Source organism: Micromonospora sp. NPDC047527, from assembly GCF_040643015.1.
Classification (GTDB): Bacteria; Actinomycetota; Actinomycetes; order Mycobacteriales; family Micromonosporaceae; genus Micromonospora.
Window position 1 is genome coordinate 1 of the sequence record NZ_JBEYTK010000014.1, and the last position, 18088, is coordinate 18088.

An 18088-nucleotide genomic window follows, 5' to 3' on the forward strand; every position below is an offset into this window, starting at 1 on the left:
TTCGCCTCCGCCGACGGCTCAGGCCGCTTCTTCCGTCCGGTCTGGTCGTTCAGTGTCGCGGTCATCACGGCACCCTCCTCACCAGGCACAACGCCTGGCAGGTCAGGCCGGAAACACCCTTAGATCCACAGACCCGGGTCAATCCCGATCACGGAAAGTGGGCCAGATCCAGTTTTCACGCGGCGTCGACAGGGAACTGTCGATCAGCAGGCGACGGCGAGTGCCGCCGGCCTCGGGAGAGGCCGCGAGCCTAGCTACCGATGGTGTTTTCCAGGAGGCCGGAACGTGTCAAGGATTTGAGGCCAGCGGGAGTTATGCGGCTTGAGGTTCCGGCTGTGGTTTGTTGATCCAGACCTGTTTGGGCAGATCGAGGATCTTGGGCAAGGGCCGGTTGGCGCCGAAGCGTTCCGGGTGTGCTGCGCGGGCTGCGGCGAGGGTGTCCTCTCGGCCGGCGCGCACGGTGTGGTGGCGGCCGTGGTGGACCTCGGCGGGGGTGTGCAGGCCGATCCCGGAGTGTCGGTGGCAGTTGTTGTACCAGGTCACGAAGTCGGCCATGAACGCCCGGGCCTGGGCCAGGGACGCGAACCGGTCCGGGAAGACCGGCGCGTCCTTCAACGTCTTGAACCAGGCTTCGCTGTACGGGTTGTCGTTGGACACCTTCGGCCGGGAGTGTGACCGGGTCACGGTCAGGTCTTCGAGCAGGTCAGCCACCGATTTCGACGTCATCGACGTGCCGCGGTCGGCGTGCACGACGTGCGGCACGCCGTGAACGCCGAACACCTCGCGCATCATTGACTCGGCAAGGGGACCGGACTCGCGGGCGTGCACACGGGCACCGACGATGTACCGGGAGTAAATGTCGATCATTACGTAGGCGTCGAAGTAGGTGCCCTTCACCGGGCCGGCCAGTTTCGTGATGTCCCAGCTGAACACCTGCCGCGGCGCGTCGGCGACCAACTCCGGGCGCTGACGGGCCGGATGCCTGGCCAGCCGGCGACGTTCTCTGCCCTGCCGGTGTTCCCGCAGAATCCGGTACATCGTGGCGATCGAGCCGACGTAGACGCCCTCATCGAGCAGGGCCGCGTAGATCTGCGCCGGAGCGGCGTCGACGAACTGCGGGCTGTCCAGCAGCCGCAACACGTGCTCCCGCTCCGCCGCGGTGAGCGCGTTCGCCGGCGCCGGACGCGGCCGGTGTGACGGACTCGGCCGGCGCCGGTCCCGGTCAACGCTGGACCGGGCGATCCCGGTCATCGCCGCCGCGGCCCGCGTCGTCGCCCCCGCACCGATCAGCTCCCCGAAGGCGTCCATCAGCGCTTGCCGAGCCCGAACACGTCCGGACCGTCCGGCTCGCTCCTGGAGATGTCCTCCAAGAGCTCGCGCGCTTTTCCCATGATCGTCAACGCCGTCTCCGTCCGCGCCAGCCTCGCCTGAGCCTGCGCCAACTCACGCCGCAACCGGGCGATCTCGGCCTGCTCCGCGCTGGGCCGCCCGACCGTCTCACCAGCCGGTTCGCCCTGCAACAACCCTGCGTCCCGCGCCCGGCGCCACTCCGACATCAACGACGAGTACAAACCCTCCCGCCGCAGAAACGCCCCACCCTCACCAGCCGCGACAGCCTGCTCGTAGGCGGCCAACAACTCCAACTTCTGCCCCGGAGTAAACGACCGGCGTGCCCGCGGACCACCCGAACGCGGACCCTTCTCACGACTCATGACCCCATCCTGGGCCGTCACGACGTCAACAGCAGTATTCAACGACTCTCGATCCTGAACTCGCCCTGTCCGACGGACTTGCTACGTAGTCAGCACGATCGAGTGCTGGCCTGTGCGAATGCCAACGGCCGCCGTTCACCGCTTGTCGTTGATCACCAACACCTAGCGTAGTTCTCGGCGTGGAGAACGGAGGTGGCTTCTGGCGGGGAACGGATTTGGGAGACGGCACTAAGTGAATCACGCACACCACTTCTCAAGTTCCACGTGACAATTCCGGGCGAACACCTCCAACCAAGCGACGCCACGAAGTGAGCAAAGCCGGGACACACCCTGGTGCGCTGACGACTGGAGCGCCGCTCCCTTTCGAGTAGCCGATCAGGCGCTAGCAACCCCAGAGCGTCAACTCTTTTTCTTGGTCAATAATCCAGATCCTGTCATCCTTCACCCTCATGGCGGGAGCGACGAGCCCGGTGAAGCCATGAGGTCCAGCTCCGTCTGACCGCCACAGCGAGCCCGGTGCTGCCACCCAAGCCACCGGAGTCGACTAGTGCTCCCCAACTGCCGTAAAGTGTCGATCCTAGTAGTGATCCGGGCCCCCGGTTGCCGAGCATGGACGCCTCAAGATCGAGAGTGACGAGCCGAGGTATGACGAAGTACGGTTTCTCCCTTCTTGCCTTCAACGTTCATCGCCACGGCGCCACGGCTGAACCTCTTGGAGCCTTCGATGGCGGCACCGGAGATGCCCTGCCTATCCTCTACGGGATACTCCGCGGGCTGCAGACCGAAGGCGTGAGCAGCAAGGATCGCCACCTGAAGGTCAAGCGTGTGACTCCGTTCGGCCGCACGGTACGTTTCGCAGTCAGGGTGGGGAACAGTGGACAGTCGTCCGAATTTTATGATCGCGACGACGAAGACACGATAGTCTTTACGCGCAATGGCCGACACATTGAGCACACCACATTAAGAGGTGTGCTGGTCGCACCAGGAAATTCTGTTACCGGACTACTGGCCATGGAGGTCCATGGTCGCGTGGGGGCCAAAACATTGCTGGCGCCTGAGCTCTCCCGCCGGTTCCGGGCCTTCAGTGATAATCACGTCCTAAGTATCGACGCGGTCGCGGACGAAGACGGCCTAGTCAAGCTCCTTGAAGAGGCGCAGGCTCGCCAGATCACACTGCGCCGTCGTGGTCTGACCTCTGACGTCGCCAACGCCGTTGAGCTTTCCGCCGAAGACGCAGAAGCAGGCCGACTAGAGCTTAGAATTACCCCCGGCAAGGTCAAGCAGTTTCAGCAGAGGTTGATAGCAAAGCTGCGTGGCGAAGACGACAGCACGCGCCAACGACTGTTGCATATGGGAGGCATCGACTTTGACGAGCTAAGTGTTGCTCTAACGGTGGGAGATCGCAACACGACACTCACGGTGACCGCTGACCGCGTTCCATCCTTCGTTTACGACCTAGCGAGGGGGAACACCCCACCTGACGATGACTCCTTCTATCGCGAGGTGCTGAAGACCATCAACGATGTTGTAACCACCGTGGGCGTAACTGTCGGAGCCGGATGGGACACTGGAACCTGGTCGGAAGAAGCGCTCAAGATCCACCTCACGGTGCCGCAGGAGGAGTTGACCCATGCGACGGAGGGAAAGCAGTAAGTTCTCAGCGCTGGTGCTGGTGCAAGACCACTATGACACACTGCGCAACTTCGACACGAAGCAACGTCGCCCTGCCGATTACCTTGGGTACCTCGGGCCACCTACGGTGATCGCGCTGGTGACGTGGTTCCTGGATGGCAGGGCGCGCAATGTGCCCGACTTGCTAGCAGCGGTCGCAATCCTCACTGGCTTAATCTTCAACGTCTTCGTTCTAATTTTTGATCTCACAGCTCGCGCTACCGACACACTGCCGCGGGAAGTGCGAGGCGTCGTCGACCAACTCGCGGACGAACTGCGAGCCAATGTCAGCTACGCAGTCCTCGTTGGTATCCTTCTGACAGGCATTCTGGGCGGCGTCGTCATGTTCACAGAAACCGATAAGCCGCTCGGGCGAAGCCCCTCGGCGCTAATAGTCTTTGTTGGACTGCACCTTCTGATGACGATTTTCATGATTCTAAAAAGAGTTCGGGCAATGTTCCGCTCATTCCGCATGAAGCACACCGAGATCACACCGTAGCGAATCCGCCAAGCTTTCGGCCCATAGCGACTTCACCAAGTCAAACTTGTCTCGAAACACAGTTTATCAAAGCGGAGCAGCGCCCAAGAGCCGGCTCAATTGACTAGCAGGTCTTGAGGAATTTCGACTAGCCCCAAGGCGCCTGGCTCAAGTTTGACAAGCCCGTCGCCATGATGATTGCGGGCAGACGCACGCATTGCGAGTTGCCCGTCATCGCTCCTTAGCCACGCAGCTAGAGTTTCTATCCCGGCCCTCACACTGGACTCCCCGCTTCTCCGCCTAAGTCGGAGTCCGTAAAGGGTATTGGTGGGGACAGCAAAGATCTGGTTGACAACGATTCTGAACCGGTCTTTACCCATTGGGCCTACAAGAATGTCAGGTGCGATAATCTTTTCAAGAGCATACCAGGGCTTCCTCTTGCTACAAAGGTGACCCTCGTGGATTCGCTGTTCTTCAGCGCTAGCTATAAGCTCCTTTAGCGCAGGATCTTGTGCCTTATCTTCGTCGAGGTCAAGGAGCCAGCATCTAACGCCATCCTCGCCGAGCTTGCCGTGGGAAGCTGCGTCCAGAATGTCACCCTCGAGCGACCGCAATCTGCTGATTGCCGGTACACAGGATCCCGCCGGAAGCAAGCCCATTTCCTCGCTGGTGCGTAGGAAAAAGGTGTTAGCCCCAGTCGCAACCCCTCTACGAACGACGGCGACCGAAGCCAACGGAACCGTCGACTTCACGGATACTCCTCGACTAGCTCGCGAGGTGGACAAGAGCCGCTTCGGACTGAAGCTCGCCGGGACAGGGCCGTTCCGAGTTATCTCACCTAGAGCTCCTCGCCGAAAGCCTTCTTCGAGACTGCCTGTGACGTTATAAACTTTCAGCGTCTGCGCAGTGCGCCGCTGTGGCCCGACAAATATCACCATCGCCGCCACCTGCGCGCTCGGGAATACATTGAGATCATTGGGGAAGAGATGTAGCTGAACATCCCGTCTGCTCGACTCCCAAATTCTCTTCCGAACCGATCTGGCGTAATCTGCCTCAAGCCAATTAGCCGGCAGCAGTAAGCATAACGAGTCGACCGGCGCCAGAGAGGCCAAGGCAGCCGCAAGGAAGTAGGTTGAAAGACCAGCTCTTGCGCCGGGGCTCAGTTCACCAGCCGCCGCTTGTGCCGCTTCCTTCTCTGACGAGGTCAGCAGTTGATGCCTGGTGTAAGGCGGGTTCCCAAGAATCAGGCGAGGCCCATCCAACTCTCCCCAGCGAGTTGTCAGCCACTCAAGAAAGTCCTCGTGTCTGATCTTCAATCGCGTTGCTTCGCGGCTTCCGCCGTGCTGTGCCACGCCGGGGCGAGTCGCTAATAGCCCCAACGTCACGAGATTCACGTCGACTGCGTGGACCTCTGCCTTCTTCCACCACTGCAAGGCCGCTGCCGAGAAGGCGCCGACACCCGCTCCCGGGTCGGCAACAACACGAGGAGCCTTCGGAAGGTCTTTAACCAGCTCGCTGATGTAGTCCAGCACTGCGGCTGGCGTGAAGAACGTGCCGAGACGTCGGCGTCGAGGCCCAGAAACGATCCTTTCATAGATCAGCGCTAGAGGGTCCGACTTCCCATCAAGATCGAGACACAGAGCGTCCACAAGATCGGGCGAAGGCTGAGGCGCAGAAAGAAGCCAGCGTTGCACGTGATGGGGGAAACTCGAGAAGTCCATATCCGGGTTCGAACGTCTCGCGATTGCAGCGGCAACGCCCCCCAGAGCCGCGAGTTGACTCCGTTCATTCTCGTTTGCGCCCATCACGTCGCCAGCTGGAATCGCGATAGCCTTGGACTTACGACACCAACGAGCGACTTCCGTTACCGAGGACGGCCAAGTTCGCAGTTTCCTCTCGGCTGGGACAGCATCGCCACCGGGCTGAGTTCCATCGCCGTCAGGCTTAGATGCGTCTTGCGTCGACACGCGGTAGGGTCCTTACTTGCTTGTACTAGGGGGTTGGTCAAGTTTGTTTCATTAGTTCGGCGCATAGTAGCGCCATTCAACCCGAAAATCAACAATCTGTGGCACTACACACCATCCGGCAAGCCGGCGTGAAGAACCGTGACAGGTAAGTGAACTAGGGACTCGGTCCATCGTCCATTCCGGTCCACCGGCAGGTACGGCGTCAGTGCCAGCGCTCTACACCATCCGACGATTCGGACACCTTCGACGGCAAGCTCGCAACAAACTATTGCCCAGTTGCCGTCCCGACGTCCAACCTCGTATTCGTTGCGGGACAGGAAGAAACGGAAAGCCTCTCGCGGACGACCGCCTTGGGTTTTTACTTCGAGCCTGCGCCCAGGTCCTTGAAGGTTGGGCGCGAAGATGTCATAACCCAAAGAGTCGGACACGAGGCTGACCCGCTGGGTCTGCTCGGATAGGTCCGGCCGGCCGAGCTCTTCAAGCTCTGCCCTACATGCATTCAGTACATGCTCTTCGCCGAGCGCCCCGAGCTCCTCGCGATACACGTCGGCCGTCCGCCAGTCTCCGCTAGCCGCGTGAGGAAGGAAGGCGAAACTATTTCTTTCGTCATTGTCCGGCTCGGGATAGGTAGACAAGAGGCAATCCAGGAGGGCAACAGCCTCCTGAGGGGGAATCTTGCATAGAATGGATAAGTCGTCATTGGGCAACACGCGGCCATCTACTTCCGACAGTAGGCCCGCTTCTATCAGCAGGTCCTGGCCGCTTGCAAGATTTTGTTTGCTCTGCTTTCCGTCAGTTGTTGCATGAGCATAGGTTAGGCGAGCTGTTTCAGTGTCGTTGCCTGCCCGATCAATCAAGCGCGCCACCGCGAGAGCGCTTTCAATCTGGAAACGCGAGTAGCGGCTAGTCTGCATCGCCGTCAGCCGAGGCCGAGGCTTCGCCGAGGTGACGCAGGACCTCCTCGAGGTCATCTGGATCGTCGAGAGCGTCACCGTAGTCTTCATCATCGGGAAGCGCCATCTGTACGAGACCGGGGTCGCTCAGCATTTGCGACAATCGACGAGTCTTCTCTTCGACACGGCGATCCACTCGCTCGTCGATCGTATCCTCAGCGATGAGAAGTGTTATGCGGGTGACGGCATCCGGCCTTAATCCAAGACGGTGGATCCGGTCCAGCGACTGCAAGTACTGACCAGCGTTGAAGGTCCTATCGATATAAATCGCATCGTGGCATGTATGATGCAGGCTCACGCCTTCGGACATCGCGGCCGGATTGGCAAGGAGCACCATGCAATCGTCATCGTTGCGGAACCGATCCAGCTCTCGCTCTCGTGTACGGACACCAGGCGGAGCGTCCGGGTCGCTTGGGACGGAGCCATACACCAAGGCAGGGCGCAGGGCTCCCAGTTGACGCTCGAGAGTAAGCAGATTGTGAGGGAAGTTTGACCAAACTAACGTCTTTCTTCCAAGCATATAGTTATCGCGCACGATAGCGCAGGCGCGTCCGATTTTTGCTGGCACTTGGTGATAGTCGTAGCGCTCGAGTAGCCTGGCCAGACTCGTGCCCGGCTGGATTGACAGTGGTGGGTACCTGTAACTCGAGGTGTGGTCAGCGCTCGCTGACAGCAACTTCGGGCTGCACGCCGCTTGCAACAGGTACATCATCACCTCGCCTAGTTGCGAGAACATCGCGCTATCACGACGATCAAGGTCGAAGATGCCCGCGTAGCGATTCAGCATCGCATCGTAGATGTCTCTTTGAAGGCCGTTGAGGCGAACACGGACTGGCGTGATATGAACCGCAGGGAGTTGCAACTCCTCCTTGTTTGTCCTCACGTACATGGGTTGGATTGTCCGAGCTACATCGGCCATTGCGGTCATCGGCGGATCATTCTGCAATGCTGCCGCGGGCAACACCTCTGAAGCGGCGCCACCTGGCCAAAGAATATTGAGCAGGGCACGAAGATCTTTAGGGTGGTTCGGCGCGGGTGTTCCCGTCAGTATGTCCCTCCTTACGGCCAAGGTTGAGAGTTCGAGCAAGGCACGCCCCCAGTTCCCTGCAGCACCTCTTTTGGCACGATGCGCTTCATCGATTACTAGGTGGACCCGATGACGACTCATCCACGTCGTTAGCCGAGTAAGGGCACCTGATAGGCGTTGGTAGTTGATTAGGATGACATCGGCGTCTGGGATTCGTCCGTTCTTAAAACGCCCGATCGACAGCGCCGGCGCAAAGACGTCTTGAGCTTCTTCTTCCCACGCCCCAAATGCAGAGAGTGGCGCGACTACCAATAGCCGGTTGACGCGGTGGAGATGTGTCTGCTGATGGTGAAGCGCGTACGTCACCGTAGTCTTTCCGGCTCCGGGCACAGAGAAGTTTGCGCCGTGTGCCAAGCCAGCCAGTTTACTAAGATCGCGCAACTGGAAGTGTCTCAATGCACGAGTGAAGGTTCTGCCATTCACTGTGATTGAGCACGGGTCAAGCGACGATACAGCAAGGCCATCATTACGCATGGCTTCAGCGAACGCGCGATCATCAGCTACTGCTCTGCCGAGTAGCTCCCGGACCGGCTCGTTCGGTACTAGATTAATGCCGTAACGATTTAGGATCCCGCGCAGCCGACGACGCTCTGTTAAAAGGCGATCGGGCTTAACCAGCATGACTTGACCAGGTTGGACACTCTCCTCCGATAGCAGAAGGCCGATGTCGTCCCAAGGCCCGTCGTCAATGCCAATGCGCTGCAGGATGACGCGGGGAGGCGGGCCGCCGAGTTGCATCTCAAGGCGGGGCGCAGAATTCTGGATCGTCATCGTCAGTTCGCCGCCTCGACCGACTCGCGGCTTGGGCGGCCATGGCGTTCTTGCTCAAGAATAGCCACCATCGAGCCTGCCATCTCTGCAATCTCATCCACCAGCTGCCGGGCCCTCCGACCCTGATTGAAGGACGAGTCGGAGGCAACCTCTCGCAACGCCTCTAGTGCGCTGGCCAAGGCAGCTCGGGATCTTTCCAGCTCGCTGATCGGCTTTATTAACCGACCACCGGCGTCACGACGCTGCCGAGCGCGGCTAAGGGCGACTTGGACAACGCCCCGCACCTGTTCCTTCACTTCTGAGCCGGCGACCTCCGTGCCGTCGGGCAATGCCACAGGCTCGTCTCCGGCCTTATGGGCGGCTGCCACGACTTCGAGTATGGCGGCTACTGACTTAGCCTGCGGCGTAACTATCGGATCCGAAGTGCCCAGCAAATCCAAGTTCGACAAGTCTTGCGACGGTGGCGACAGGCTGGCCTCGTCCCCCTCGGTACCTGCCGGCACCCTTTGCGACGTTGGGTTCCTACTTCCGGCGGATGAGGCGTCAATCTCCGCCGACTGGAGTATGGACCTTAACTCTGGACTTTCCTGGACACCGTCGACGACCCCGTCATTCTCCACCCAGTCACCCATGGCGTTACGCAGCTTATGCACGGAGTTGATCCCAGAGAAGTAGGCAATAAGCCAGCGTCGGATGTGGAGATCGGCTGCCTCAGACCCTTCACTTGCCTCGATGCGGGCTGTCTCTCTCAGCAGTTCGGCCCAGTTTTGGTACTGGTCAACCTCGGAGTCAAAATCCGTGATTGGCAGCGGCTTAGATAGCAGCCGGCGAGCTCGCTCCATCAAGCGGAGCACTTCTCGCTGCTCTTTAATCTTTTGCGCCCCATTTCGCGTGCCAGATTTGCCGTCTTTACGGAGTTTGCGGGCGATCTGATCGTCGGTGAAGTTCTCTTCATGTAGTCGCTGCACCATCATGAGTCTGTTGATAAGACGATATTCGTCTTTGAGCTCGACCTGCTGCTGCAGCACCATTTCAAGCTCGAGGAGCTCATGATTGGTAACGTCGCCGGGGAGAACCGCCACGCGCAAAGTGGTCGGAACCGCTTTGCCTTCCCGGGCCAGCTCTCGAAGGAGCACACATCTCGTATTGGCGTTGACGAGTTTGCCGTCACGCGTTATAACGCCTGGCTGGGTCTGACCCTCGTCTAGGAGGTTTTCCTTCAGGTCATCAGCGCGCCGGTGCGCAGCCCGCACCAACTCCGCGATGACGGCCTGGGCTCCCGGCGACTCCGGGTCGCTCTTAACCAGCTCACGTCGCGGATGATCTTCCAACTGCGGGGCAATCCGGAAGCTGTCGCCGTTCAGGATGAGCACGCTCAGGGGAACGTCTATTACGTCGAGGACCATGGTTCCACGAAGTGGCAACCGGTAGGTTTCGTTGTTGCCACGGTCCTGCCGGTCGCGTACTTCGAGAAGGGCGCGCCGGATGTGCTCCCTGCGACTACTCTCCGTCACTACGAACTCCCCCTGTCGTCGCAGACTCTGTGGATCAAGGAGACTACCCCCGAGAATCAGCGCCGCCTATCGTTGCACGCAGGTACGACAACTTGGTGTCGAGCAGGTTCGTCGTGTGCTGGTACTGCAACGGCAGTTGGTCAGGGGTAGCCGTGTCGTCGGTAGTGACAGGTTCGGGCTTGGTGTTGGCGTCGTCGGCGCCATCGAGACCAGGCCCAGACCTGCTCTGGTGGGTGAGTTGATCGGACTACGAGTGCGGTGAGCAGTCTTCGGATCTCCGGTACGGTGTGGCCGATCATCATGCCGTCGCGGGCGTCGGATCCCCTTTTGCGGTAAGGGATCGGGCCACGGACAGCCAGGCGTGGGCGGCCATGGACAAGGTGACACGGGCGTACCAGGCCCGCCAGTCGCGGACCTGGTACTCGTCGAGGCCGGCTTCGTTCTTGGCCTGCTGGAAGCACTCCTCGATCGCCCACCGTGCCCCCGCGATGCGGGCCAGGTCGACCAGGCGGGTGAGGCGGGGCCCGTAACAGACGTAGTACGCGATCTCCCCGATGGTCATGCTTCGCCGGGCCAGGAGCCAGTGCCCGCGACCGGGTTGCCAGCAGATACGCACCGGGGCCCGCGCCCACCAGTACTCGCGCGGGCCGTGAGCGCCGGCCCCGGCGGACAGCCGGCACCACGTCCGATCAGGGAGAGCGGCGATCAGGTCGTCGGCGCGGGCCCGACCCATCGTGGTGGTGATCATGTCGTCGTTGCGGCGCGTCGCGACCACATCACCCACATCCCGGTGTTCCAACCAGACCCACAACGATTTCGACTGGCCGTAGGCCTCGTCCATCGTCACCCACCCGGCCGGCACGCCGGCGTCCAACGCTCGGCCCAGCATGTCCCGGGCCATCTGCACCTTCGTGGCGAACTGCACCTCGTCCGGGATCCCAGCCGCCCGGCACCGGTCCCGGTCATCGGTCCACGACGTCGGAAGGTAGAGCTGCCGGTCGATCAGCGCTTGGCCCTTCACGAAACGGTAGGCCAGGAACGTCCCGACCTTGCAGTTCTCTGTCCGCCCGGCGGTGCCGGAGTACTGCCGCTGCACCCCCGCCGACCGGGTGCCCTTCATCAGGAACCCAGTGTCGTCAACGATCAACACACCACCCGGGTCGCCGAGGTCCTCGACCACGTAGTCCCGCACATCGTCACGGACCGCGTCGACGTCCCAGTCCGCCCACCGCAACAACCGCTGCATCCCATCCGGCGACACATCCCCGGCCTGCTCAGCCAGAGTCCAGCCGTTCTTACGACCCAGGCCGAAATCAGCCCGCCCAGGTACTGACGCGCACGCCACCGTGGTCTCGAACGGCGAGACTGAGGCCCGATACGGGCATGCAACCGGTCCAACTCCCCATGCCAACGATCGACATCAACGTCAATCACAGGCAGGCCAACGAACGCGAACCGAACTCGATTCGCCTACTGCCGTTGCAGTACTAGAGTCTCGCCCGGCGCTTGTTCAGATGACGTAGTGGCCGAGGCGCCCGCGGACGAGCTGCGGCATCCATCCGGCAGCTTCGGCGATGAGCGACGGCAATTCCTTGGGGCGGCGATCCCCGCGATCTCAGTTACCTCGAACCACGCGGCGTTGCCGACTTCCTCGAGCCGGGCGCCGATCCATAAAGTGCGGCATCCAAGGCCGATTCAGCCAGGGCCGTTATTCGGGAAACCTGCTCCAAGCCCCTATCCGGGAGCCCTGCAGGTGCGAGGCCCGCGTCGGCGGCGGTGCGGCACAGATCGGTTCGCTGCTCTGGGGTGATGCCGCCGATGGGTTCACGGAAGCTGAGGATGTCTCGAGCGGCGTAGCCATCCTTGGAATCGATGGCTCTCTGTGCGGTTCGGCGCAGGATGTCTGCCGCGAGTTCGGCGCGAGTAGGACTGGCGAGGATCGCGATGGCGAGTCCGAGCCGTGTGCAGTAGGACGCGTAGTTGCGTGCGGGTATCGGCGTTGCAAGATTTTCGGTGGCGGTCGTGAGGTGGTGGCTGGTACCTGCGGCTGCGGGCGCGGCGCAGATCAGGTAAAGGCAGGCAGCTACCTGGTGTTCCCACGGCTGGGTGAGGGTGCTGCTACCGAGCATCCTGCGTCCCTGATCGGGCTTGCCCTGGTTGCAGGCTGCGATGATGGCCGCTTGGCGTCCTTCCATGAGGTGACCGCCGATGCCGTTGTGCTTTTGAGCCAGGGCAGCGGCATCAACCCAGCGGTTACTGAGGGCGAGGATGCGAATGCCTTCGCCGAGCAGTTGCAACCACACCCACTCGCGCAGCTTGCGGCGTTCACCAGCTTCGCCGTCGAGCGTGGCGGTAGGCAGGGCGTGGTCATCCACGATCAGGTCGGTGCGGTGGGTGACGGCGTCGTACATGGCCTCCAGGAGGCGCAGTGCTGGCCCGCCGTGATCGGCGCGGATCTGGAGACGGGCCAGGTTGAGGACGGGTTCGAGCATGTAGCGGGCTTCGAGGATCGACAGCGGCCGGCCCTTGCGGCGGTAGGCGTTGATGTGTCGCCAGCACAGCTTTCGGGCGAGGTCAGTCATGCCGGCGTCACTGGCGATGAGCGCTGCCTTGTTGAGGGTGTGTGCCGCGTCGGGCATCCCGTGCTCACGCTTCTGGATCGCGGTTTCGGCGGAGTCGGCGATCTCTTTGAGACGCAGCGGTAGGGCTGGGCAGTCGGGGCGAGGGCGGCCCAGGAGCGGGAAGTAGCGCAGGGCGGCGGCGACGCTGGCGTGGTACATGGTCAGCTCCTGGGCAGGATGGCGGCGGTCGCGGCGCGGGCGAGGATTCCTTGTGCGTGGGCCGGTAGGTCGAGCCGGTTCCAGTGGAAGATTACGATCTGGGCGAGAACGGCGCGGATGCCTCGGCGAAGTCGTCCGGTGTGCCCGGCGTCGGCGAGCTGGCGGCCGGCGGTGGCGAAGGCTGCGTGCCAGGCGATGGCATCGCTGCAGGGCCCGCCGGGGGCGAACATCGCGTCGGCCGGGAGCGCGAGGAGGGGCCGCATCTGGGCGGCAAGCTGGTCGACGCGGTTGGTGTCGGCGGCTGCGGGGGCGGGGCGCATCTGGGCTACCTGGTCGAAAACGTCCGCTGTCTCGAACCAGTCGAGTCCCGCCTGGTGTTGCAGGGTTCGGATGAGCAGTAGCGACAGCTCGCGGCGGCCGATCGGGGGTGCATGCTGCCCGCTGTAGTCGAGGACTCCCCGACTGTCGGCGCTGAACAGCTCGTGCACGATGGCCATGGCGGTGTCTCCGCCGAACGCTCCGGTCTCGGGTTCGTAGATCCCTGGCTTCCAGCCGGCGATGACGCCGCTGGTGGTGAGGTGATCGAGCAGTGCGCGTACGGCCTCGGGATGTGCTCCGCGGATGCGGATCCGCCAGTACGGGTGTTTGCGTAGGAACCACCAGCCAGTCTGCCCGTCGAGTTGGTTGAGGTGCGGAGCGACGTGCGTCCGGATTGCGGTCTCGGCGGTGTTCCAGTCGACCGGCCTGATGTGAGCATGGAGCCAGGCGGCATCGTGGCGGCGTTGCAGAGCGGTGAGTCCGGCGGCGCGGTAGGTCTGCACGGCGAGGTCGAGGTCGTCGGCGTCGATGTCGGCCTCGGCAGCCGCGGTGATCATCGGAGTGCCCCCGAGGACCGCCTCCACGACGGCGGTCATCCGATGGGGGTTGAGGGTCAGGCGATCAGTAGGCATGCGTCCCACCTGGTACGAGGAGGTGTGTTCGTGCGCGCGGTTTCCGACGCAAGGAGGCAGCCGGAGCCGCCCGTGAGGAATCCGGTGTGGTCGGGGCTGGGGACGCGTCGGAGGCGTTCAGCCAACGCGGGAAGCTGGGCGGCGATGTCCGATGTGCGGGCGTCTTGGGCCGCCCGGTAGGTGGTCGCGTGGAGCCCGGCGACGCCGTGGCAGATGCCGGGTTCGGTGAGCTGGTCGAGTGGAGTGCTGGTCAGGCTGGCCGCGAGTGCCGTTTCGGCTGCCGCCTGGCGAGCGGGTTGGTTGGTGGCGATGGCGGCGAGTTGGAGGGCTCGCGCGATGCCGGGCGTGCCGTAGCACCACGAGGGCCTGCCGGGGCCATCCTGTGCTGGGTGGCGGGTGCGGAGGTCGTCGCGGGTGAGCCACTGTGGCCACCACGGGCCGTGGGTGCTGTGTTGCTGCCACCGCTCGAACCAGGCGCAGAGGCGCTCGATCGCCTCAGCCTGCCGGTCGACGTAACGGCCGTCGCGTAGTGCGAGGGCGAGTAGGGCGAGCAGGCCAGCGGCGCCGTGGGCCATTCCGAGGTTGGCGTGGCCTCCGGGGGTAGGCATCATGGGGTCGGGGTCGTGGTTGACCCACCAGCCGGGCAGTTGCTGCGCGTCGTCGGTGCGGGGTTCGGTGAGCCGCGTGACGTAGGTCAGTAGGTCGGCGAGTTCGTCGCTGTCAGGTAGGTCCCGAAGCAGGAGTGCGCCGAGCCCGGTGAGTCCGTAGAAAAGGTCGTATTCGCCGAGTGCGGCGGCCTGGCCGTGTCGTCGGCGGTTGTCCGCGTCGGTGAGGCGTTCGCGGACGAGCCGCCGGACGTGCAGGGTGAGGTGTTGCCGGGCGGCGGCGTACCGGTCGTGGCCGTCGGTGGTGGCGGCGTTGAGGGTGAACAGGATGGCGGGTGCCCCGTAATACAGGCCGGCGTGACGTCCGGCATCGATGGGTCCGCCGGCGACCTGTGTGACGAGGCGGTGCGCGCGCCTCCAGGTGCCGCTCCCGTTGAGTGCCTGCTCGATCGCCAGGAGGGCAGGCCCGGCGCCGCCGGTGGCGAGCGATTGGCCGCTGGCTTCGTCCGCCGTGGTGTTGGGTTGCTCGGTGGCGGCGGTCATTGGGTTTCTGCCGTTGCCAGGCAGCGCATGGCTGCGGCTCGCGCGGCGTGGTTGGTGGCGCGCTCGAAGTCGGGGTCCACGCCGACCGCGCGAATGTGGTGCTCGTGCAGGAGGGTTCGCAGCACGGTGGTGGGGTCGCGTTGCGGCAGTAGGCACGTGTGGTAGGCCGCCAGGGCGTGGTCGTGGGCATGCCAGGCGGCGGCGGTGGTGTCCCCGCCGGGCATTGCCCGTAGGCCGTGGTAGTCGCGGGTGGGGTCGGCCAGCTGACGGGCCAGGTCGGTGATCCCGCGCTCGGCTGGTGCGGTGGCTTGTTGGAGGCAGGCCAGCAGGTTGCGGTAGCCGGTGTGGGGGTCGGGGGCGAAGGCGGCGGCGAGTCGTGCCATGGATGCTGCGGCGAGTGCCTGCGCTGGTATGCCGGCCTTGTCTGCGGTGCGGAGTTGGGCGATGGCGGCGGTGGTGTCGGCGGCGAAGACCTCTTCGGCGGTGTCCAGGGCGGGGCCGTGCCCGTAGCGGGCGGGGTGCTGGTGGTACGGGGCGAGGATGAGGTGGGCGGGCAGCGCGCGGGCGGCGAGGTCGTCGGCGAACTCGGCCAGGGCCGTCCAGGCGGCGGTGTCTGCGGCCGGTTCGGCGAGCCGGAGGTACAGGGACAGGTGCTGGTCGGCTTCGACGCGGATGGTGTCGCGGTGTCGCCTGATCCACCATCGTTGGAGGCCGAGGCCGGCGAACTGGTCAGCCAGTCGTGGTAGGTGGGTGGTGAGTAGTTCGTCGAATCGGGCCGGCGCGCCGATGAGCTGAACGTGGAGAACGGCGGAGGTACCGGGCCGCAGCGTCTCCCCTGGGGGTGCGGTAATGGGAAGGCGTCGGGCCGGCGGCGCGGTTGGTGTCATCACGGTAAGGAATTCGACCCGTCGGCCGTTGGTCCAGCCGTGGCCCTCGATGGGGGCGTCTTCGCGGAGTTCGAGTCGGTCGACGCCGCTGAGCCGGGCTCGAAGGAGTGCGCGGTCGAGCGGGTCGTCCAGGTTGAGGGGAAGCCGTAGCTCGCTGTGGCAGGCCACGACGCGGCCGGGTACGCGCCACCGTCTCCGCCAGTCGGCCAGGGCCACGCCCCACAGGTCTTCGGCGTCCCCTACATCACCTGCCGTGCGGGGAGGGAGGTCGCGGAAGGTCAGGAGCCAGCGCGCCGGGGCGAGGATGACCCGGCCGTGGCGGATGCGGGGGATGTAGGGCAGGTTGCGGGTGGCTGCGCCGTGATCGAACGGGCCGAAGGCGATGCTGCGGGCGTCGGCGACCTCGGCGAGGAACCTGGCTAGCGGCGGGCTCTGCACGATGGTGTCGAGGGCGTGCGGAATGTGCAGGATGATCCGGCAGCCGGTGGGCCGGTGGACGAGGTACATCTGCTCGCCGTCGACCGTTACGGCGACGTCGTCCAGGCGGATGTCCGGTTCGTCCGGCTGTTCGGAGAGCGGCAGCACGATGGGCAGGATGCGGCCGACGCGCGTGACGTTCTGATTACGCGGCAAGCGAGGCGGGAACGACAGCTGCGCCGTCACGGCCTCGTCAGCCTCAGCGGTGAACGAGGTCGTAATTTGCGCTTGCTCTGTCGCGTCGAGAAGGTAGGCGAATCTGCCGACCATGCTTGACGGGGTGCGGGGGGCGCCGGTTATCTGCAACGTGAACTCGCCTCGGCCAATGGCGTCGGTGGTGGTGGCGTACACGGCGAAGCCCAGCTCGACCCGAGGTGGCGGAACGGCGGTGCGGTGATCGCCGACGGTGAGCGCCCTGACGTCCGCGTCGGTGAGGCGGATCTCGTCGGCACCGTTGAGGAGCGACTGCTGGATGAGGGCCTGCAGGTGCGTGTCACGTTCGGTAATGACCCGCCAGGCGGGACGGGCGCGCGGCGCACCGAGAAACCCGGTCGGGTAGCCGAGGCCGGAGTCGGCGAGCAGCTCCCGCACGGGCACCAGCGCGCCGGGGCCGTAGCGTTCCCGGAAGCGGGCGTGGTAGTCCAACCACGCCACCGTCCCGAAAGGCTGCGTGCTCAGGCGCATCAGCAGGTCGACGGCGCGGGCCGCCTCGTCCAGGACCGGCGGCGGGATGCTGATCTGGGCGTCGAGGCGCATGTCGATCGCGAGCTGATGCTCTGCGTCGGGCGCCAGCGAAGTCATCGGCTCGGTCGCCGCAGCCCGGACGAGCAGCGCCTCCGAGCCGTCTACCTGCACGTTGTGCCGCGTCAGCAGTTGGCGGATCGCGCGAAGCCGGTCGAGGCTGCTCGCCACCTCGGGCAGGTCGGCCGCACCGACGCTGCTGAGGACGTCGATGACGTGCGTCAGGCCATCCACGGCGGTCATGGGTGGGCGAAGGTTGGTGATGAGGAAACCACCATCGATCAGGCCATGCAGCATCGCCTCGACGGTGGGGACCGGCACCTGAGGCGCTTCGTGAGCGATCCGTGCGAGGAGCTGATCGAGGCGAATCGGGCACGCCCCGAGCCGTAGAGCCAGCCCTACGGCTGCCGTGTTCCTGGTAGACGTCTCCCGCAGCATTCCCGGCGTCCGCTGCCCCACCGGGGACCGAGTGGCGACGATAACGCGACCGTCACGCACGACAGCGGCGCTGTCTGCCACCACGAGCAAGCGCTGCCGCAGAGCAGGATGGGCTTCCAGCCGGTCCACGACGCGCGTGAGCCATTCGCCATCTACCCGCGCCACCGCTCGGTGCCGATCCCCCAGCTTGGCGGAGGCAGGACCGACGGTCGCGGTCGTGATACCAGCGAAGACCCCGAACGGAGTGGTCCGCCGCTGCCACCGCAGTAGGTAGCCACACGTTGCGAGGACAGCCCGGCGGACGGTGGCGGCCGTCGCACTCGACGCACCGCCGGAGATGAGCTGGTCGACCCTACGAGCCAGGTCGGGGCTGGCCAGCGAGATGCCGTCGCGGACATCCGGCCTAGCCCATTGCTCGGCCAACCAGGCGAGACCAGCTTCGGCGCCGGCCGCGGGGCCGATCAGGTCCACTCCCGGCTCGCAGGCAAGGTCACCCGGGTCGGTGCTAGCTCGA

The 18088-nt window shown here is 64.0% G+C and carries 10 protein-coding genes and 2 pseudogenes; 2 read left to right on the forward strand and 10 right to left on the reverse strand.

Annotation, left to right across the window (positions count from 1 at the left end):
- Nucleotides 1-312: 312 nt before the first annotated feature.
- Nucleotides 313-1712, reverse strand: a pseudogene (locus tag ABZ808_RS30190) (IS3 family transposase).
- 645 nt (nucleotides 1713-2357) lie between these two features.
- On the opposite strand from ABZ808_RS30190, the gene ABZ808_RS30195 reads away from it, so the two are divergent.
- Complete coding sequence (locus ABZ808_RS30195; protein ID WP_357012804.1) at nucleotides 2358-3365, forward strand: hypothetical protein; 1008 nt, start codon at nucleotides 2358-2360, stop codon at nucleotides 3363-3365.
- The gene (locus ABZ808_RS30200) at nucleotides 3343-3882 is read left to right on the forward strand and encodes a hypothetical protein (protein ID WP_357012805.1); all 540 of its coding nucleotides are present in this window, start codon (nucleotides 3343-3345) and stop codon (nucleotides 3880-3882) included. The genes ABZ808_RS30195 and ABZ808_RS30200 overlap by 23 nt, the downstream gene beginning before the upstream one ends.
- Before the next feature lie 95 nt (nucleotides 3883-3977).
- Here the strand turns inward: ABZ808_RS30200 and ABZ808_RS30205 are convergent, their stop codons facing one another.
- The 9 genes and pseudogenes from ABZ808_RS30205 to ABZ808_RS30245 form a co-directional block, all read right to left on the reverse strand.
- Nucleotides 3978-5666 (reverse strand): Eco57I restriction-modification methylase domain-containing protein, encoded by a 1689-nt coding sequence (locus ABZ808_RS30205; RefSeq protein WP_357012806.1) that lies wholly within the window; start codon nucleotides 5664-5666, stop codon nucleotides 3978-3980.
- Nucleotides 5667-5932: 266 nt separating this feature from the next.
- Entirely contained in the window at nucleotides 5933-6742 is an 810-nt protein-coding gene (locus tag ABZ808_RS30210) for a DUF3883 domain-containing protein (RefSeq protein ID WP_357012807.1), read from the reverse strand.
- Nucleotides 6732-8639 (reverse strand): DEAD/DEAH box helicase, encoded by a 1908-nt coding sequence (locus ABZ808_RS30215; protein WP_357012808.1) that lies wholly within the window; start codon nucleotides 8637-8639, stop codon nucleotides 6732-6734. The genes ABZ808_RS30210 and ABZ808_RS30215 overlap by 11 nt, the downstream gene beginning before the upstream one ends.
- Nucleotides 8640-8641: 2 nt before the next feature.
- Nucleotides 8642-10153, reverse strand: coding sequence for a hypothetical protein (locus ABZ808_RS30220; RefSeq protein ID WP_357012809.1), 1512 nt, complete (start codon nucleotides 10151-10153; stop codon nucleotides 8642-8644).
- 298 nt (nucleotides 10154-10451) lie between these two features.
- A pseudogene (locus ABZ808_RS30225) lies at nucleotides 10452-11542 on the reverse strand (IS701 family transposase).
- 230 nt (nucleotides 11543-11772) lie between these two features.
- The gene (locus ABZ808_RS30230; protein WP_357012810.1) at nucleotides 11773-12933 is read right to left on the reverse strand and encodes a hypothetical protein; all 1161 of its coding nucleotides are present in this window, start codon (nucleotides 12931-12933) and stop codon (nucleotides 11773-11775) included.
- 2 nt (nucleotides 12934-12935) lie between these two features.
- Nucleotides 12936-13883 (reverse strand): thiopeptide-type bacteriocin biosynthesis protein, encoded by a 948-nt coding sequence (locus tag ABZ808_RS30235; RefSeq protein WP_357012811.1) that lies wholly within the window; start codon nucleotides 13881-13883, stop codon nucleotides 12936-12938.
- Complete coding sequence (locus ABZ808_RS30240; protein WP_357012812.1) at nucleotides 13865-15031, reverse strand: lanthionine synthetase C family protein; 1167 nt, start codon at nucleotides 15029-15031, stop codon at nucleotides 13865-13867. Before ABZ808_RS30240 ends, ABZ808_RS30235 begins: the two co-directional genes overlap by 19 nt.
- Nucleotides 15028-18045 (reverse strand): lantibiotic dehydratase, encoded by a 3018-nt coding sequence (locus ABZ808_RS30245; RefSeq protein WP_357012813.1) that lies wholly within the window; start codon nucleotides 18043-18045, stop codon nucleotides 15028-15030. Before ABZ808_RS30245 ends, ABZ808_RS30240 begins: the two co-directional genes overlap by 4 nt.
- Between the last annotated feature and the right edge of the window lie 43 nt (nucleotides 18046-18088).